This is a genomic window from Ruegeria sp. SAZD011 (assembly GCF_059612545.1).
Genome location: NZ_JBXWQU010000025.1, coordinates 1 through 17,222, shown reverse-complemented (window position 1 = coordinate 17,222; position 17,222 = coordinate 1). Strand labels below are relative to the sequence as shown.

The following is a 17,222-nucleotide window of genomic DNA, read 5'->3' as shown; positions in this document are numbered from 1 at the left end:
GAACTTTGTCGTCCAGATTGTCGCCAGCCTTGTGCTGACGGCGATCTCTTATGTGCTGGCGCCGCGGCCGAAGACGGCGCCGCCGAAGGCCGCGGGTCTCGATGCGTTCGACCTGCCCACGGCCGAGGAAGGCCGTCCCATTCCGGTGGTGTTCGGCACGGTGCTGCTGCGCGGGCCCAACGTGGTCTGGGCGGGCGATCTGAAGGTCGACCCGATCCGCAAGTCCGGAGGCAAGAAGTGACACGCGTGCTTGTCCGGGACCTGCGCGCCGCCCGGCTGTGTCTGCAGGGCGCGCGCGGCTGGTTCGCCCGCCACGGACTCGACTGGCAGCTTTTTCTGCGCGAGGGCGTGGATGCGGAGGTGCTCGCCGCCACCGGCGATGGGCTGGCGCTGCGGGCCATTGCCGAGGCCGAGCGACGGCAGGCCGGGGAGCAGGAGCAGAGCCATGGGTAGTTCCGTCATCGTCGGCTATCGTTATGCGCTGGGGGCGCATCTGGCGCTCTGCCATGGGCCGGTGGATGTGATCCGCGAGATCCGCGTCGATGACCGCACCGCCTGGTTGATGGCCGATGGCACTGTCTCGGGCGGCGGAGAAGGCGTTGGCGCGGTGACCACGCTTCTGGCCAATGCCACTGCCGCGGCCTTTCCGGCGGGCGAGCAAGGCACTACCGCCGCGCTCAACATCTACGGCTCGAATGGCATTCCCGGCCTCTCCCTTGGACAGGCGCTCGATCTCACGCTGCTGGGCAGTGGCACCACGCATCGGATCATCCTGCGCGGCATCGCCTTTGACGAGCGCGAACACCTGACCTGGATGCAGGTCGAGCCAAAGACCCTCTCCTTTGCCTTCCAGGCCGTGAGCCTCAGCACCGTGCCCGGCAGCGGATCGTCTGGGGACGTGGCGGACATTCCCGCGCCGGGCACCCGCATCCGCATCGACAAGCCCGAGCTCTTCGGCGGCGAGAGCCGTGAGGGCGGCATCGTCGGCGATATCGACATCCTGATGGGGGCACCCGACCAGGGGCCGAACAGCTACCTCGCCGCCCGGGCCGGAACAGACATGCCCGGCTTCCGTGGCCTCTGCAGCCTCGTGCTGCGCCAGGTCTACATGGGGCTCAACCCCTATCTGAAGCCCTGGGCCGTCCGGGTCACCCGGATCCTCACCGCCGAGGATGGTGCGGCGCAATGGTATCCGGAGACCGCCCAGATCGGTGCGGTGGATCCGGAGAGCGATCCGGCTTCCGACCCGGGCCCGGACATGAACCCGGCCCATATCATCCGCGAATGCCTCACCAACCGGACCTGGGGTCTTGGCTACGGGGCGGCGGATATCGGCCCCAGCTTTGCGGCTGCGGCAGATCAGCTCTTTGCGGAGGGCTTTGGCCTGTCTCTCCTCTGGCAGAGCGATGCCAGCCTCGAGGAGTTCCTCGGAGACATCCTGCATCACATCGATGCCCAGCTCTATGTCGACCGCCGCACCGGCCGCTGGGAGTTGAAGCTCATCCGTGACGATTACGACCCCGAGGCCGTGCCGGTCTTCGATGCCAGCAACGTGGTGGACTGGGGCGAGCTGGGCCGGCGCGAAGCGGTCGATCTCGTCAACAGTCTCACCGTCACCTTCTCCGACCTGCGCACCGACCAGCCCGGTTCCGTCAGTGTCACCGATACCGCCCGGGTGCAGCTGATGGGACAGGTGATCTCCACCACGGTCGACTATCCCGGTGTCCGGCGCGAAGACCTCGCCGTGCGCCTGGCCGAACGCGACCTGCGGGCCCTCTCGGCACCGCTCCTCTCCGGTGAGATCACCGTGAACCGGCAGGGCGCCGATCTCGACCCCGGGGATGTCATCCGGCTCGTCAATCCCCGGAGGGGTCTCGAGGGCGCGCTGCTGCGCGTGGTCGAGATCGATCACGGCGACGGGCGCGACAACCGGGTTCGCCTCAGGCTCGTGGAGGATGCCTTCGCCCTGGGCACAACCGCGCTTGTCGGGGGCGAGACAGTATCGCCACCCACATCCTTACTGTCTGCCCCAAAACCGCTGTCGCGCCGGCTGGTACGGGAATCCCCGTATTGGCTGCTGGTGCAGGAGATGGGACATGCGCAGGCCGACGCGGAACTTGCCGCCGATCCTGACGCCGGCCTCCTGATGGCCGTGGGCGAGCGCCCCTCTGCCGATGCGCTCGACGCGCTGGTCTGGGTCGATACCGGACCCGGCTATGCCAGTGACGGCACCACCAGCTTTGCACCAACCGCGATCCTCGATGCCGATCTCGGCGATGATCCCGAGGAGGTCCTGGTGCCCCTGCGGGACTGGACCGGTCTCTCGGGTCTCACCACCGGCACGCTCGCCGCCATCGGCGACGAGTTCGTCCGGGTCGATGGGATCTCCGCAAGCGCGATCACCGTCGGGCGGGGCTGTCTCGACACCGTGCCGCTGGCCCATACAGCCGGCACCCCGGTGATCTTCTGGCAGGGACATGCGGAGACGACATCCGGTCGTTATGTTGCCGGCGAGAGCCTTCCGGTCCGGATCCTGCCGCGCACCGGCCTCGGCACCCTGCCGCTGGCGCAGGCCCCGACAGATATCGTCTCCTTCGCCGCCCGCGCGATCCGTCCCCTGCCGCCGGGCAATCTCCGCGGCGATGGAGGCTTCGTATCCCCTTTGGCCAGTCCCGAGGCCATGCTGACCTGGGCGCACCGGGACCGGCTCTCCCAGACCAGTTCCGTCTTCGACAGCTACCTTGCCAGTGATATCGGCCCGGAACCCGGGGTGACCTACCAGGTCCGCATTCACTGGGTCGATCCCGACACCGGCGAGACCCTGGAACCGGCGGCCGCGGTGATCGAGGCCGGCACCGCCACCAGCTGGACGCTGGCCGAGGCGGATTATCCCGAACCCCCGCCCGGCGTCGAACAGGCGGCCCTGCGGGTGCGCGCCGTCCGGGGGTCTCACGAGGACCGGGCCTTCCGCGCCTATCGCGTGACCCTCGGCGGAAAGGTTCAGGTCTCGGCGCAGGATTTGGTGCTGCTCTGTTCCGGCACCGGTATCGACCTTGTCGCACAGGATCTGATCCTGACCTGCGCCGGGCCGGGCCTCGACATCGTCGAGCAGCACCTGGTGCTCGATCTCCGGCCGCCCGGTCTGGGCGTGATCCAGCAGGAGCTGATCGTCGAGCTCACCCCCTGATCTCCAACCACGGGACTTCTCATCATGACCGATTACCTGATCACCAACAGCGCCGCTCTCCTGGGCGGCGTCGAGGACGCCTCCGTACCGGGGAGTTACAACCCGGTGTTCGCCTCCCACGCGCTGCGCTTCGAGGCCGAACAGGCGGCGAGCATTTCCCTGCCGGGTGTCACCGACATCTGGATCCGGGCCGATTGCTATTACGATGACTTCAACCGTACCACCTCGGGAGACGGGTTCTTTGCCTCGGTAGGCCTGCCCACGGTCGATATCGCCCGGATCGATCTCAACAACGGGGCGATGACCTTCGATTATGCCACGCTTAGCAACTCTGCACCCAGCCTGACCGGTGCGCCGGTCACCGGCTTCCCCGATGCCACGCTCTTTACCTTCGACATCCATATCGAGACCGGCGCTGCCGTGGCGGGCAATGTCGATGACTACAGGGTCACGGCTTATGTCGATCTGAGCCAGGTCGGGCAGGTCCTGGGCAAGGCCGACAAGGTCAATGGCGAAGGCGCGGTGCGCTTCGACTTCGGGGGCACCAATTTCCTCGATGGCAATGGCCGGTTCTTTCTCTCCAATGTCCTCGTCTCGGACCAGGATACCCGCGGACGGCGCTTCCGCATCCTGCGCCCCACCGGGCCGGGCGCGCTCGCCACTGCCGTGGGCGGGCATGCCGAACTGGGCGATGGCGATCCCGCCACCTTTGCCTATGCACGCACGGTTGGGGATGCGGTTACCTCCATCCTCACGCCCGGCGCCACGCCGCCCGGCACCATCGGCCGGGTGATCCTCGCAAGCCATGCCCGCAATGCCTCGGCCAACCCCAATCCGGGCCAGGTCATCAACCGCCTGCGGATCGGCGGTACCAACCACGACGCCGCCGGCCAGGCCCCGGCCGGGGCATCACTCGAGGCACTCACCTCCGAATGGGCGGTCAATCCCGACACCGGTCTGCCCTGGACCTGGGCCGATCTTGCGGGACTCGAGATCGGCTTTGCCGGCGGCAGCTGAGCCGGGTCAAACAACTGGACCATCAGACGAAAGGAACACTGCCTATGTCGCCGCCCCTGCGTGAGACCGGCAACCTGCGCATTCCCGAGGCCGAGTTCCAGGCCATGCTGGCGCGGGCTGCGGAAGAAGGCGCCAGGCGCGCCCTGGCCGATGTCGGGCTCGAGGGCGAGACCGCCGCGCTCGACATTCGTGATCTCCGCTCGCTCCTGGACTGCATCCGCTTCGTGCGCCGCACCGCGGTGCAGACCACCGTGCATCTCATCACCACCGGTCTCATCCTCGCCCTGCTGGCCGGCACCGTGATCAAGCTCCGGCTCTTTGGCGGTGGGCCGTAGGGCTGGCGGTGATCTGCAGGTTGCACTTCCGTAATCCCTGACATTCCGAACCAACACCCACGCATCCGCCGCCCTCCGAGGCGGCTTTTCTGTTTATGGAGACATCCCATGACCAATACCTTCTATGCCCACTGGCGCGATGTGCCCGAAAGTGCCTGGCGCTGGCCCAACTTCTCGCCGGCGGAAATCGCCTGCCGGAGCACCGGCAAACTGCTGATCAACGAACCGGCTCTCGACAGGCTTCAGGCGCTGCGGGACCGGCTGGGCAAGCCGCTGATCGTGCGGTCGGCCTATCGCAGCCCTGAGCATAACAAGGCGGTTGGTGGGGCGCCCCACTCGAAGCACATGCAGGGGGCGGCGTTTGATATCGCCATGACGAACCATGATCCGGTGGCCTTCGAGGCGGCGGCGCGGGCGGTTGGGTTTCTTGGGTTCGGCTTCTATCCGCGCTCGGGATTCATGCATGTCGATCTCGGGCCGGCGCGGCAGTGGGGCGATCGCTTCCCGGTGCGGGAGACGGCGTTTGCGGTCGAGACCCCGCTGGTGCGGGAGAGCCTGGCAGAGAGCCGGACGATGAGGGCCGGTGGTGCAGCCGGAGTGGCGACACTGGGCGCGGCGGGCGTCGAGGTGGCGCAGCAGGTGCTCAGCGAGACCCAAACCGCCATCCTGCCGCTGGTGCCGTATCTCGACACCTTGCGCTGGGTTTTCATTGCCGCGGCACTCGGGGGCATCGCAGTCACGATCTATGCGCGGCTGGATGATTGGATGCGGGGGCGGCGGTGATTGGACGGGTTGTTGCGTGGATCGCGGGGAACGCGGTGGGGCGGGCGGTGCTGCGCTATGGCGTTACTGCTCTGGCGATCCTGCTGCTCCTGCTGGCGCTGCGTCGATCGGGCGAGCGGGTCGGGCGGATGGTGGAGAAACTTGAGACTTTGGAGAAGGCAAATGACGTCCAGCGACGGATGCTCGAGGCGGCGGCGCGCCGGCCTCGTTCTCGCGACGATCTGGCTCAGCGGTTGCGTGGCGGGCGGTTCCGATAGCGGTGGGCTTGGGGGCTGTCCGCCGGTTGTCGAATACACTCGGGAGGAACAGGCGCGGGCGGCAGAGGAACTGGCTCTGTTGCCGGAGGGGGCGGTGATCGTGGAGATGGTGAGCGATTATGCCGTGATGTGGGCGCAGGCGCGGGGGTGCCAGCAAGACCGACAACAGCCTTCGGCACTCATAGGGCGGACAATACTGTCGACCAGTCCGGCGATCTGAAAACCTTGGATCGCTATGGGGCTGAACAAGTAAAATTGGTATCCCGTAGAACCGCTCGTGTTTCAGCAAGCACCGCCGAGGGCAGTTTGCCAAACTGCTCTTGGAACTTTCTGGCGAAATAGCCGGATTTGGTGAAGCCGGCATCCAGCGCCACCTCTTTCACCGACCTGGGCGGGGTGGCAGGGTTGGTCAACCGCTCATATGCTGCGCCTAGTCTCAAGGCCATTAGGCACTCACCTGGTGCGAGCCCGTGAATTTCATGGAACGCCTCGAAAAGCCGCGTCTCACCAACACCCAACAAGCTGCAAAGCTGTGACAGGCTCGGAGGCGCATCCGGTGTATCAAACGTCAGTCGTAGTGCTTCCGCTGCGATATCAAAGGCCCGCCTTCGCGCGCCATGAAAGCGCGGTGCGTTGCCAACAGTCGTGAAATACTCGTGCGCTAGCACATCCACAAAATCCCGATCTAGCGTACCAAGGTACTTGTGTACCCCGTTTGCGGTTTCTTTCGTGTCGTTTTGAGAGAGACTGCTTTGAAGTCTAAGCGCCTGAGACACTAGCCGCCTCGAAGGCCTGAACCTCAACCATTTCATATCCAACCGTAAATCGGGCTGACCCGAAAGCGCACGCAAGGCCTCCTCCAGCGCTGGTCGATAAACTCCTATTGTTAGATTATCCCGCCCTTTGCCGTGCGCTGTATAGCCGTTGGGATCGCCGGTGATGAAGGCATCGCCCGGCTTGACCTCCTGCCCGTCGAAGATGTAATCGCCTATCCATGACAACGGGATGTGCCAAGCTAGCCATTCACGGTGAGGAACGGTGTAGCCAGTGAAACGGCCCGGAAGATACATCCGAGACACCGAAGACATCTTTCCTGCAAATTTTTTCCCGAAAAGGCTCGGGGCACCCGCGTCAAGTAACCCTAGATGACCTTCTCTTATCGGCATACCGCGTAGTTGTTCCGCAAAACTTACAATCTTCTGGAGACCCGCCGGTTTTCCAGAAATTTCTTCAGTTTTGGCGTTTGACAGCCCGATAGAGTGACGAACTTTTGGTCTCATGTTTAGTTTTTGAGCAAAAAGCCTGTAGATAAAGGATTTTCGGCCTGAACAGCGAAGGATTCAGGCCCGTTCTCGTGATGGAAGAACCCCACTTATGACATAAACTTAAAGGAGCGTGAGTAAAGAAGCAGGTTCAAGACCAGAACGGCTTTGCCTTTGAAGTTGCAAAACCATGAGCGAGCTGTGCCGTCTAAGCCAAACGAGGATCTAGAAGTTTTGAATTTTTCGACCTTTTGCCGACTTTCAGCTTTGCCGATTATTCTGTCGTTGCCAGCCTTCGTTTTGCCGTCCACTGTTTTGGCCCAGCAGGTGAGTAGCGTGCTGTCGGGGCCTGACTCCACGCCTAACCTTCTCAGCTCTGATGCGCAGGAAAAAGACGACCTGCTGAACGTCGATGCTCAGCAGGGCTTTGACGACTGGAAAGCGGGCATAAAGGAGCGGTTCGGGCTGGATTTTGGGATCGATTACAACGTACTTGGATACACTGCGAGTTCTAGCCTCGGAGAAAGGAAAAGTGCCAGCGGCGCCTTTCGTCTTTTCGGGACATGGGATCTGGTCAACCGTGAGGGTCCTAATACCGGTAGCTTGATTTTCAAGTTCGAAAACCGACACGCGTTCACTACGGTGCCGCCCACGGGCTTCGGTGGGGAATTGGGCTATGCTGGTCTCAACAGCTCAGTGTTCAGCGATCAAGGTTGGCGTGCAACGCATCTCTATTGGCAACAGGAATTCGCCCAAGGACGCGGCGCAGCCTATATTGGGTGGTTGGATGTGACGGATTTCGTCGATGTTTATGCCCTTGCCAGCCCCTGGACCGGTTTTTCCAACATTGCGTTTCAGACCGGGTCCGGAACCATCGGAGGCCTGCCGGACGGGGCGTTGGGGGCAATGGTCGGCGGGTTCCTGACCGATAACATATATGCTTCAGCAGGGATCGCAGATGCCAATGCGGATCCGACCGACCCGATTAGTGGTTTTGATACTCTGTTCGATCAAGGCGAAACATTCAAGTCGCTTGAAATCGGCTGGACTTCGGGTGCCGAAGCGCTTTTCGTCAACAATGCTCATCTAACCTTCTGGCAAATCGACGCGCGTCAACAGGCAGGAACGCCGGGAGGCCACGGCATTGCCTTTTCCTACACTCATGTTTTGGGAGATGCATGGCTGCCCTTCATACGTGGAGGTTGGGCCGACGATGGCGGCAGCCTCTACGAGGCCGCCGTGAGCGCGGGTTTCGGTTACACCCGTCAGCCTGGGAGAAACCTGCTCGGTGTGGGTCTCAACTGGAGTCGGCCGAATGATACAACCTTTGGGCCAAATTTAAGAGACCAGTACACGCTGGAGGTTTTTCAGCAATGGCAGTTGACCGAAGGCTTGGAGCTGACGCCGAGCGTTCAGATCATCAAGAACCCGGCCCTGAACCCAAACAAGGATACGGTTGCATTGTTCGGCTTGCGGTTCCGGGCATCGTTTTGATGAGCGCGCGCCCTCAGGACTCGGCTAAGGAACTAAGGAGCAGATCCGACCAGGCGGATGCCGGTTGAACCTGTGCATACAGAGCCGCTTGATCATAAGGAGACGAAACGTGGAACAACACGGTGACACTCATTTCATCCGAAGCATAAGCACAAAACGCGACTGTTCAGGGTTGGGAAATGCCGGGAGATACGCGCGTTTGTGCAGTTCGGCCGCTTGTCTAATCGCGTTCGCAAGCGCGACCTTGGCGGAGGAGGAAATCAACAACGGGACAAACCCCATCAAGCTCACCAGCCAAATCGCGCTTCAGTACCAGTTCAATCAGATCGATTCCAACCTCAACACGGGTCTGCTCGAGTTTGCCTATACAAAGCCTTTCGGCGATATGAGCCAATCCTTCCGACTGACCGTGCCTTTCTCGGACAGTCCGTTCAACGCTAACCCCACCTTTGGGGATACGGCAGCCATTGCAGCGGCCAATCCTTCCGTGGGCAACGAAATGCGGCTTGGCGATATAAGCCTCATGTTCATCAAGGTCTTCGGCGTAACCGAAAAGAATGGCGCCGCGGCCACGTTCGAACTGTTTCTGGACACGGCCGAGACGCCGACGGCAGGCTATGGTCAATTTGCTGCCGAAGCCTCTGCCTACTACGCGTGGTTCCTCGATAACGGGTCGATCTTTTCGCCAGCCATAGTTCACACCTTCGGGCTCGAAGGTGGCAACAGCCTGGGCGTGGACGTCAATACCACAACTATCGACTTCTACTATGTGCCCAAGCTCCCAACGTCGAAATACTACATGACCTTCGACCCGGCGATCATCCACGACTGGGAGAACGACGCGACCTTCGGCAGCTTGCAGGTCACATTTGGGATCATGACGGGCAAGGCATTTGGCGGCGACAGCCAATTATTCATCAAACCCGGTGTCCTTTTCGGCGGCGACGCTCCGGCCGATTGGTCGGTGCAGTTTGGATACAAGATTCTGAACTTCTGAGACAAAGGGCAACGGTTCTAACGATCTAGTCAACGGAATCCTGAAACGGAGAACTTTATGCAAAAGATAATTTCAACCGCCTTACTGGCCTCTCTTGCATGGTCGACCGCACATGCGCAGGACTATGACCTGGTCATCCTGAATGGGAGGGTCATGGACCCCGAAACGATGCTTGACGGGCAGTTCAACGTGGGTATCAAGAATGGAAGGATCGAGGTCATCACGCCAAGCGAGATCACCGGCGCCGAAACCATTGATGCATCAGGCCATATCGTCGCGCCCGGTTTCATAGACCTGCATTTCCACGCCCTCGACGGGCTCTCGCTGAAGCTGGCCGCGCTTGACGGCGTGACTACCGGGATGGATCTGGAGGCTGGTGCAATTAACGTAGCCGAATGGTATACTGAAAAGGATTCAACCGGCTGGCCGCTCAACTATGGAACCGGGGTCAGTCAGGAGATGACACGGACCCGAGTCCATGACCCCGAGGTCGATACTAGCGGTTGGCACGATGCCACCAGCGTTTTCGACCTGCGCGCTCAGGCAGTGCAGGATGGTGTGCCGGGTTGGTCGGTTACGCGCAGCAACTCTGATCAGTTCAACCAAATCCTAACCTATATCGACGAAGAATTGCGTCAGGGTGCAATCGGAATTTCCTCGACCATCGGCTACATGACCGAAGGCGTGACCACCTTCGAAATGTTCAAGACCCAGGAAATCGCGGCGAAATACGGCCGCTTCCTCGGCGCGCATGTGCGGTTCCACGGCAACCCCTCCAACCCCGAAGGTCCGCTAGGCACCAGCGAATTGCTGGCCAACGCGCTGGCGCTGGATGCTCCGTTCTCGCTTAACCACAACAACGAGTATGGTTGGTGGGAGAACGAGGAGAAACTTCAGAAGGCTCGCGCGCAAGGATACAACGTCTGGTCGGAATACTATCCCTATTCGGCGGCTTCGACGGCGATCTCCGCAGAGTTCTTTCATCCGGACAAGTTCGCGATCATTTCGGGTGGGCGACCCTACGAAGAGACGATCTACGATCCGGTTCAGGACAAGTTCCTGACGCGAGAAGAGTGGGAGAAAACCTCCGCAGAGTTTCCGGGTCGCTCGATCTTTGCCTTCAATCCCAAACGTGACGAATGGCTCCCCTACTGGCAGAGAATGCCGCACATGATCGTCGCCTCCGATGCAATGTGGTCCGGCAAGGGGATCGACTCCTGGGACCTGCCGCCCGAAGAATATGTCGGTCATCCGCGAACTGCGGGCACGCGCGGCAAGGTTCTGGCCGGCGGGCGCGAGCAAGGCGTCCCACTGATGTTCACGATCGCGCAGATGGCCTATTGGCCGGCATATCACCTGGGCTTGACAGGTCTTGAGGGGATGCAGGAGCGGGGCCGCCTGCAGGAAGGTATGGTCGCCGACATAACGATCTTCGATCCGGAGAACGTGAAAGACAATGCCACCTACAAGGCCGGTGAGCAGGGTCAGCCGACCACGGGCATTCCCTATGTCATCGTGAGCGGTGTGCCTGTCGTGAAGGAAAGCGAATTCCAGTTGGATGTTCGTCCGGGCAAGTCGATCCGTTTCCCGGTGGAACAAAAGGGCCGCTTCGAGCCCGTCACATTCGAGGCTTGGGAGAAGGCGCACACGATTACCGGCTTCACCATCGACCCCGGCGCGCTGGGTCAGCCTGACAGCGGTGCTGACGCGGGCGTGTCGCGCCAAACCGGGGATGAGTGATGCGGCCACCTATCCGTCCAAGCCTGGCGATTGTAGCGAGCATTTGCGTCGCAATCGGGACGATCGCGTCGGCCAACGATAGGGATGAGAAGATGGTAGGAACTCTTGGCGTCTCGTCCCTCGATCCGCTTGCGCAGTTGGTTGCCCCGGATCTGGACCGCATCGCTGAAGAGAACGCAGCCTCAGCATCTGATCTTGCGGGGCAGGGGGCGTTTGCCACCGTGTTTTGCCCTGTGCATCTACAACTTGAGACTCAGGTTATGGACTTCTCGAGACGGCGGAAGTCCAATTAGCTTGTTTCGGGTATTATTTGGAGAAAGAACCATGCAAATTCAAAATCTTGTCGCCATTCTTGTTACGGTTTCAGCGAACGCCGTGTTCGCTCAGGAGGCATCCAACCAGACCCTGATCACCAACGTAAATGTCTTTGACGGCGTGAACGAGGCACTGATCGAGAACGCCAATGTAGTGATCAACGGCAACCTGATCGAGACCATCTCGACCGAGCCGCTGGCCGTGGCCGGCGGCAAGGTGATTGACGGGGGCGGCCGCACGCTGATCCCCGGCTTGATCGACGCGCACTGGCACACGACCTACGCTTACACACCGCAAAGTACGGTCGTATCCGGTGATATCTCGGAAGTTGCGATCCGCGGAGCGCTTGGCGCCGAAAAAACACTGATGCGCGGCTTTACAACGATCCGTGATACCGGGGGGAATCCATTTTCGATCAAGAAGATGATCGATGCGGGCGAACTTGTCGGTCCGCGCATTCTGCCCTCGGGGCCGCCCATTACGCAAACCGGAGGCCATCTCGACTATCGCCCCTACCAGGCGGTTCCGATGAACCAAGGCGACTCGCAGTGGTACTGGTACGCCAATGGGCTGATGCTCCAGGCGGACGGCGTGCCCGATGTCATTCTGCGCACGCGCGAGGTGATGCGCATGGGTGCCTCGCAGATCAAGATCGCGGCAGGCGGCGGCGTGTCTTCGCTCTATGACCCGATTGACGTCCGGCAATACACGCGGGCCGAGTTGGAAGCCTTTGTCGAGGTCGCCGACACTTACAACACATACGTTCTGGCGCATATCTTTACCGACGATGCCGCGCAGGTGGCAATCGAGGCGGGCGTGAAGTCGCTGGAGCACGGTATGCTCTTCAGCGAAGAAACCCTTCGAATGATGAAGGAAAACGACGTCTGGCTCTCGACCCAGCCAATCCTGAATGACGAGACCGCGCTGGCGTTCGATGATCCGGTCAGCACGGCGAAATTCCTTCAGGTCACAGATGGCACTGAGAAGGTGTATCAACTCGCAAAGGAGATTGGGGTGAAGATCGCCTTCGGAACCGACATGCTGTTCGACCCGAAGACAGCCGAGTCGCAGACCCAGTTCCTGACGAAGTTGAAGCCGTGGTTCACACCCTACGAGATCCTGAAGATGGCGACCTCGGACAATGCCGAGCTTTTGGAACTTGCCGGCCCCCGCCATCCCTACCAGGAGGGCCCGCTGGGCGAGATCACCGAAGGAGCCTATGCCGACCTGATCCTCGTCAACGGTAACCCATTGGTGGACATCGATATTGTCGCCGACCCGCACACCAATTTTGTCCTTATCATGAAGGATGGAGTTATCTACAAAAACGCTCTGGAGAACTGACATGAAAAACAGGATGAAACTGATAATGGCCGTATTCTGTGTGGCGGCGTCGCTAGCCGCGGCGCAGGAGACATCCGACCCTGGCACGGTAATCACCGGCGCGCGTATCTTCGACGGCTTGTCGCCTGATCTGATCGAGGGGCAGGATGTTATGATCCAAGACGGCATGATTGCGGCAATCGGTGCCGCTTTGGCACCTCCCGAGGGCTCTGCCGTGATCGACGCAAACGGACGGGTCATGATCCCGGGGTTGTCAGACGTACATTGGCACGTGACTATGGCAGAGGTGCCTCAGACTACTCTTCTGACTGGCGACGCCTACGAGATCGCGGCGAGGGCAGTTCCGACGGCCGAGCGCACTCTTATGCGTGGCTTCACTACGGTTCGCGACCTTGGTGGCAATAGCTTTGCTTTAAAGAAACTGATTGATAGCGGGATTCTTGTCGGACCGCGCATGCTGGTCGCAGGCCCGCCGCTCACGCAGACCGGGGGACATTATGATTATCGCCTGCCGCACGACGTGCCAGCTGACAGTACGATGGACTACTGGGGGCGCACGGCTTTTTTGTAATTGGTGACGGAGACGCAGAGGTTCGAAAGCGTGCGCGTGAAATCTTTCGGATGGGAGCCAGTCAGATCAAGATAGCCGCCGGCGGTGGTGTTGCGTCGATCTTTGACCCTCTAGACGTGCGCCAATACTCGCTGGAAGAAATGAAGGCGATCGTGGACGTGGCTGAGAGCTATAATAGTTATGTCGCAGCGCACGTAATCGCTGACGAAGCTGTCCGGATGGCCGTCGAGGCCGGAATCAAGAGCATCGAACATGGGATGCTGCTTGAACGCGAAACTTTGGAACTCATGAAAGAAAAAGGCGTCTGGCTCAGCACCCAACCCTTGCTGGACGACGAAGACCGCATGGTCTTCCCGACCGCAGAGTCCACCAAGAAATGGCTTGTCGCAACGGCTGGCACCGAAAAGGTCTACAAGATGGCCAAGGAAATCGGGGTAAAGATTGCGTTCGGTACGGACGCGTTGATGGACCCGGAAATGGCTGCCAAACAGGGCAAATATCTCAGTAAGCTCGAAAAGCTTGGTTTCACGCCCTATGAAGCGCTTAAGATGGCGACTTCGGACAATGCTGAACTCATGGAAATGGCTGGGCCGCGTCATCCCTATCAGAAAGGCCCGCTGGGCGAGATCAGCGTTGGTGCCTATGCAGACCTGATCCTTGTCGATGGGAACCCGTTGGAAGATCTGAGCCTCGTCGCAAACCCCGAAGATAACTTCGACCTGATCATGAAAAACGGTGTCATATACAAAAATGATATGGAGTAAAACGCAATGCTCAGACGATTTATGATAACTTCTTTCTTCGCACTGGCGGCTCCCGTGGCGGGGGCGCAGAACGACCCGACGGGACCCATCGTCATCACGAATGTGAATGTCTTCGACGGGTCGAGCGAAGAACTGATCGAGGGCGCGAATGTCGTCATCGACGGTAACCTGATTGCGGAGATCACCACCGAAGATGTTGTGGTTGCCGGTGGTCGGGTGATCGACGGCGGCGGCCGCACGCTTATGCCGGGGCTGATCGATACTCACACGCACATCATGCTGCATTCGGATCCCGTGACGCAATTGATGACGCAGGATGCATTCGAACAAGGGGCTCGCGGCGCAGCACGTGCGAAGGCCTATTTGGATGCCGGGTTTACCACTGTGCGAGACTTGGGTGGAAATTGTTTTGGCGTAAAGAATGTCATCGACGCGGGCGTTTCACCAGGGCCACGGATTTACTGCGGCGGCGCCAGTATCACTCAAACATCCGGACATGGCGACTTCCGGATGACGAACGACGGGCACCCGAGGTTTGACGGCTTTGCGGCCTCTGGTGTCGCCAACACGACGAAGACCACTATCATCGCTGATGGCGTGGATGACGTGCGCGCCGCTGTCCGTGAAATGCTGTTCCGGGGAGCGTCCCAAATCAAGGTACACGCAGGTGGCGGCGTAACCAGCTTCAAAGACCCGCTGGAGGCAGCTCAGTACACCCAGGAAGAACTCAACGCAGCGGTGGAAGAGGCTGAGCGTTACGGCACCTATGTGACGGTACATGCCCAAGTGAATAACGCCGTTGTGGCATCCCTCGATGCAGGCGTCAGAACCGTTGAACACGGCCTGATCATGGAAGAGGAAACCATGGTGAGGATGGCCGAGGAAGGCGTCTACTGGATCCCACAGGCGTTTCTCGCGCTTCAGGACGTCTCGAGCAATCCACTGTTTCAGGACCCGATCCAGAATGCCAAGTTGGCCAAGGTCAATGCAGGCGCGCGCCAAGCCTTCGAATGGGGCATTGAACACGGCGTCAAGACGGGCTGGGGAAGTGATGTTTTCGGAGCAAATGATATCTTTGCTACTTTCCGGCAGGAATTCGCCTTTCGTGACGAGTTCTACGAACCCATTGAGCAAATGCAACAAGTCACCGGTGTGAACGGAGAAATTCTCGCTCTGAGCGGTTTGAAGAACCCGTACGTAGATGGTCCGCTCGGTGTCATCGCCGAAGGAGCTTACGCGGATATCATTCTGGTCGACGGTGACCCGACCCAAGACATTCACCTTTTGATGGACTCGAAAAACATTGCCCTGATCATGAAGGACGGCGTGATCTACAAATCCGATATGGAGTGAGAATTATGCTGCGCAAAACGTTTATAACATCTGCATTCGCCCTCGCGGCTTCGGTCGTGGGAGCGCAGGAGGACGTAAAAGAAACGCAAGTCCTGTTCGAGAACGTGCGCGTTTTCGACGGTGTCGGAACGGAACTGAGCGACGCAACCAATGTGCTGGTCACCGGAAACATGATCAGTGCGATTGGTGCTGACGTGGCTGCTGACAGCGATGCGACGATCATCGCCGGCGATGGACGGACACTAATGCCGGGCCTCTCGGACTGCCACTGGCATTCGCATTCGATCGCAGTCACCAATCCCGAACTGCTTTTCGGGGATCCCTTCAAGAACATTATCAAGGTTGCCCTCGAATCAGAGCATACGTTGATGCAGGGCATCACCACCGTGCGCGACGTGGGCGGCAACATTTTTGGCGTCAAGGCACTGATTGACGAGGGGCGCCTCGTGGGGCCGCGCATTCTGCCCTCCGGGGCCTACCTGACGATGACCTCCGGTCACGGTGAAATGCGCTTGCCCAATGTCCTGCTGCGCCCCGAAGGCCGTGCATTGATCGACCAGGAAATTCTGGGACATACGGCGATTGCCGACGGAGTGCCCGCAGTCTTGAGGCGCACACGGGAAAACCTGATGCGCGGGGCCACACAGATCAAGGCGATGGCAGGCGGTGGCGTCGCGTCATTTTCCGATCCCCTGGACGGCGCACAATTCAGTCTTGAGGAACTCAACGCGATCGTCGAGGAAGCCGAGAGATGGAACACTTACGTCACCGTTCACACCTACACCGCGAAAGCGGTTCAGCACGCCTTGGAGGCTGGCGTCAGAAGCATCGAACACGGCCAGATGATCGACGAGGAAACGGCGCAGATGCTTGCGGAGACTGACGCATGGTTGTGCCTGCAACCCTTCCTGGACGACGAGGATAGGATCCCTCTGGATGGAGAGTTCAACAACCGCAAGTACGATCAGATGCTTGGTGGAACCGACACTGCCTACAAGCTGGCCAGGAAATACGATGTCAATGTCGGCTTCGGTACGGACATGCAGCAGAATCCTGCCATGATCGACCGCTGGGGCGCGCAGCTGGTGAAGCTTACGAATTGGTACACACCAGTCGAGGCGCTGCAAATGGCAACCAGCATCAACCAAGAGTTCTTCAAGATGGCGGGTGAGCGGCATCCCTATCAGAAAGGTCCGCTCGGGGTCGTGCAGGAAGGAGCCTATGCCGATCTGCTGCTCGTCGAAGGTAATCCCCTGGAAAACATCGAGTTGGTCGCCGACCCCAACTCGAACTTCAAGATCATCATGAAGGACGGCGTGATCTACAAGAACACGCTGGAGTAACAACGACCGCCCGCCGCGAAAGCGCGGTGGGCGGCTTTTTGTCCGCGAGGCCGGTTTATGCACCCATTGCGAATTGAACGACTTGTCTACCGGTGGCCGGGCGCGGCGCGCAGCACACTGGGTATTGGCGCGCTGTCTCTGGCGTCCGGCGAGCGCCTGTTTCTCCATGGTCCCAGCGGGTGCGGAAAATCGACCCTGCTGTCGGCGATTGCGGGAGTGGTCGATGTGCCCACGGGGGCCATACTTGTTGCGGACAAGGACGTAGGCGCGTTGAATGGCGGCGCGCGGGACCGGTTCCGGGTGGATCATATCGGCATGATCTTTCAGGTATTCAATCTGATCCCATGGCTGAGCGCGCTCGAGAACGTCCTTCTTCCCTGTACATTCTCCAAGCGTCGGCTCGCGCGTGCGGGCGAGGATCCTGCGGGAGCGGCCCGACATCTGCTCGGCGAACTAGGGC

General features: G+C 60.2%; 17 protein-coding genes. 16 read left to right on the top strand and 1 reads right to left on the bottom strand.

What is annotated here, in order from left to right:
* From AC2FLM_RS13215 to AC2FLM_RS13185, 7 genes are all read left to right on the top strand, one after another.
* Positions 1-241 (top strand): hypothetical protein (locus AC2FLM_RS13215; protein WP_496858499.1); only part of this gene is annotated, 241 nt, incomplete at its 5' end.
* Positions 238-453: a hypothetical protein gene (locus tag AC2FLM_RS13210; RefSeq protein WP_496858497.1), complete on the top strand. Its 216-nt coding sequence runs from the start codon at positions 238-240 to the stop codon at positions 451-453. The genes AC2FLM_RS13215 and AC2FLM_RS13210, both read left to right, overlap by 4 nt.
* Positions 446-3,187 carry a phage tail protein gene (locus tag AC2FLM_RS13205; RefSeq protein WP_496858495.1) on the top strand — a complete coding sequence of 914 codons (2,742 nt, stop codon included), beginning with the start codon at positions 446-448 and terminating at the stop codon, positions 3,185-3,187. The genes AC2FLM_RS13210 and AC2FLM_RS13205 overlap by 8 nt, the downstream gene beginning before the upstream one ends.
* Positions 3,188-3,211: 24 nt before the next feature.
* Positions 3,212-4,204 (top strand): hypothetical protein, encoded by a 993-nt coding sequence (locus AC2FLM_RS13200; RefSeq protein ID WP_496858493.1) that lies wholly within the window; start codon positions 3,212-3,214, stop codon positions 4,202-4,204.
* Positions 4,205-4,248: 44 nt separating this feature from the next.
* Positions 4,249-4,539, top strand: coding sequence for a DUF6127 family protein (locus AC2FLM_RS13195; RefSeq protein ID WP_234163900.1), 291 nt, complete (start codon positions 4,249-4,251; stop codon positions 4,537-4,539).
* 108 nt (positions 4,540-4,647) lie between these two features.
* Positions 4,648-5,322 (top strand): YcbK family protein, encoded by a 675-nt coding sequence (locus AC2FLM_RS13190; RefSeq protein ID WP_496858491.1) that lies wholly within the window; start codon positions 4,648-4,650, stop codon positions 5,320-5,322.
* On the top strand, positions 5,319-5,579 hold the full coding sequence (locus AC2FLM_RS13185; RefSeq protein WP_496858489.1) for a hypothetical protein: 261 nt from the start codon (positions 5,319-5,321) through the stop codon (positions 5,577-5,579). Before AC2FLM_RS13190 ends, AC2FLM_RS13185 begins: the two co-directional genes overlap by 4 nt.
* A 233-nt stretch (positions 5,580-5,812) precedes the next feature.
* Here the strand turns inward: AC2FLM_RS13185 and AC2FLM_RS13180 are convergent, their stop codons facing one another.
* Entirely contained in the window at positions 5,813-6,859 is a 1,047-nt protein-coding gene (locus AC2FLM_RS13180; RefSeq protein ID WP_496858487.1) for a helix-turn-helix domain-containing protein, read from the bottom strand.
* Positions 6,860-7,075: 216 nt separating this feature from the next.
* Here AC2FLM_RS13180 and AC2FLM_RS13175 point away from each other — a divergent pair, with 216 nt between their 5' ends.
* From AC2FLM_RS13175 to AC2FLM_RS13135, 9 genes are all read left to right on the top strand, one after another.
* A complete protein-coding gene (locus tag AC2FLM_RS13175) occupies positions 7,076-8,335 on the top strand; it encodes a carbohydrate porin (protein WP_263390296.1) in 1,260 nt (419 codons plus the stop codon).
* A 109-nt stretch (positions 8,336-8,444) separates the two neighbouring features.
* Positions 8,445-9,332: a hypothetical protein gene (locus AC2FLM_RS13170; RefSeq protein WP_143028639.1), complete on the top strand. Its 888-nt coding sequence runs from the start codon at positions 8,445-8,447 to the stop codon at positions 9,330-9,332.
* A gap of 57 nt (positions 9,333-9,389) precedes the next feature.
* Complete coding sequence (locus AC2FLM_RS13165; protein ID WP_263390295.1) at positions 9,390-11,072, top strand: amidohydrolase family protein; 1,683 nt, start codon at positions 9,390-9,392, stop codon at positions 11,070-11,072.
* Positions 11,073-11,396: 324 nt separating this feature from the next.
* A complete protein-coding gene (locus AC2FLM_RS13160; RefSeq protein ID WP_263390294.1) occupies positions 11,397-12,731 on the top strand; it encodes a metal-dependent hydrolase family protein in 1,335 nt (444 codons plus the stop codon).
* Between the two features lies 1 nt (position 12,732).
* A complete protein-coding gene (locus tag AC2FLM_RS13155; protein ID WP_496858484.1) occupies positions 12,733-13,302 on the top strand; it encodes an amidohydrolase family protein in 570 nt (189 codons plus the stop codon).
* 50 nt (positions 13,303-13,352) lie between these two features.
* On the top strand, positions 13,353-14,066 hold the full coding sequence (locus tag AC2FLM_RS13150; protein WP_496858482.1) for an amidohydrolase family protein: 714 nt from the start codon (positions 13,353-13,355) through the stop codon (positions 14,064-14,066).
* 6 nt (positions 14,067-14,072) lie between these two features.
* Positions 14,073-15,419 (top strand): metal-dependent hydrolase family protein, encoded by a 1,347-nt coding sequence (locus AC2FLM_RS13145; protein WP_263390292.1) that lies wholly within the window; start codon positions 14,073-14,075, stop codon positions 15,417-15,419.
* Positions 15,420-15,424: 5 nt separating this feature from the next.
* Complete coding sequence (locus tag AC2FLM_RS13140) at positions 15,425-16,762, top strand: metal-dependent hydrolase family protein (RefSeq protein WP_263390291.1); 1,338 nt, start codon at positions 15,425-15,427, stop codon at positions 16,760-16,762.
* A 57-nt stretch (positions 16,763-16,819) separates the two neighbouring features.
* The coding region (locus AC2FLM_RS13135) for an ATP-binding cassette domain-containing protein (protein WP_496858479.1) at positions 16,820-17,222 on the top strand (403 nt) is incomplete at its 3' end.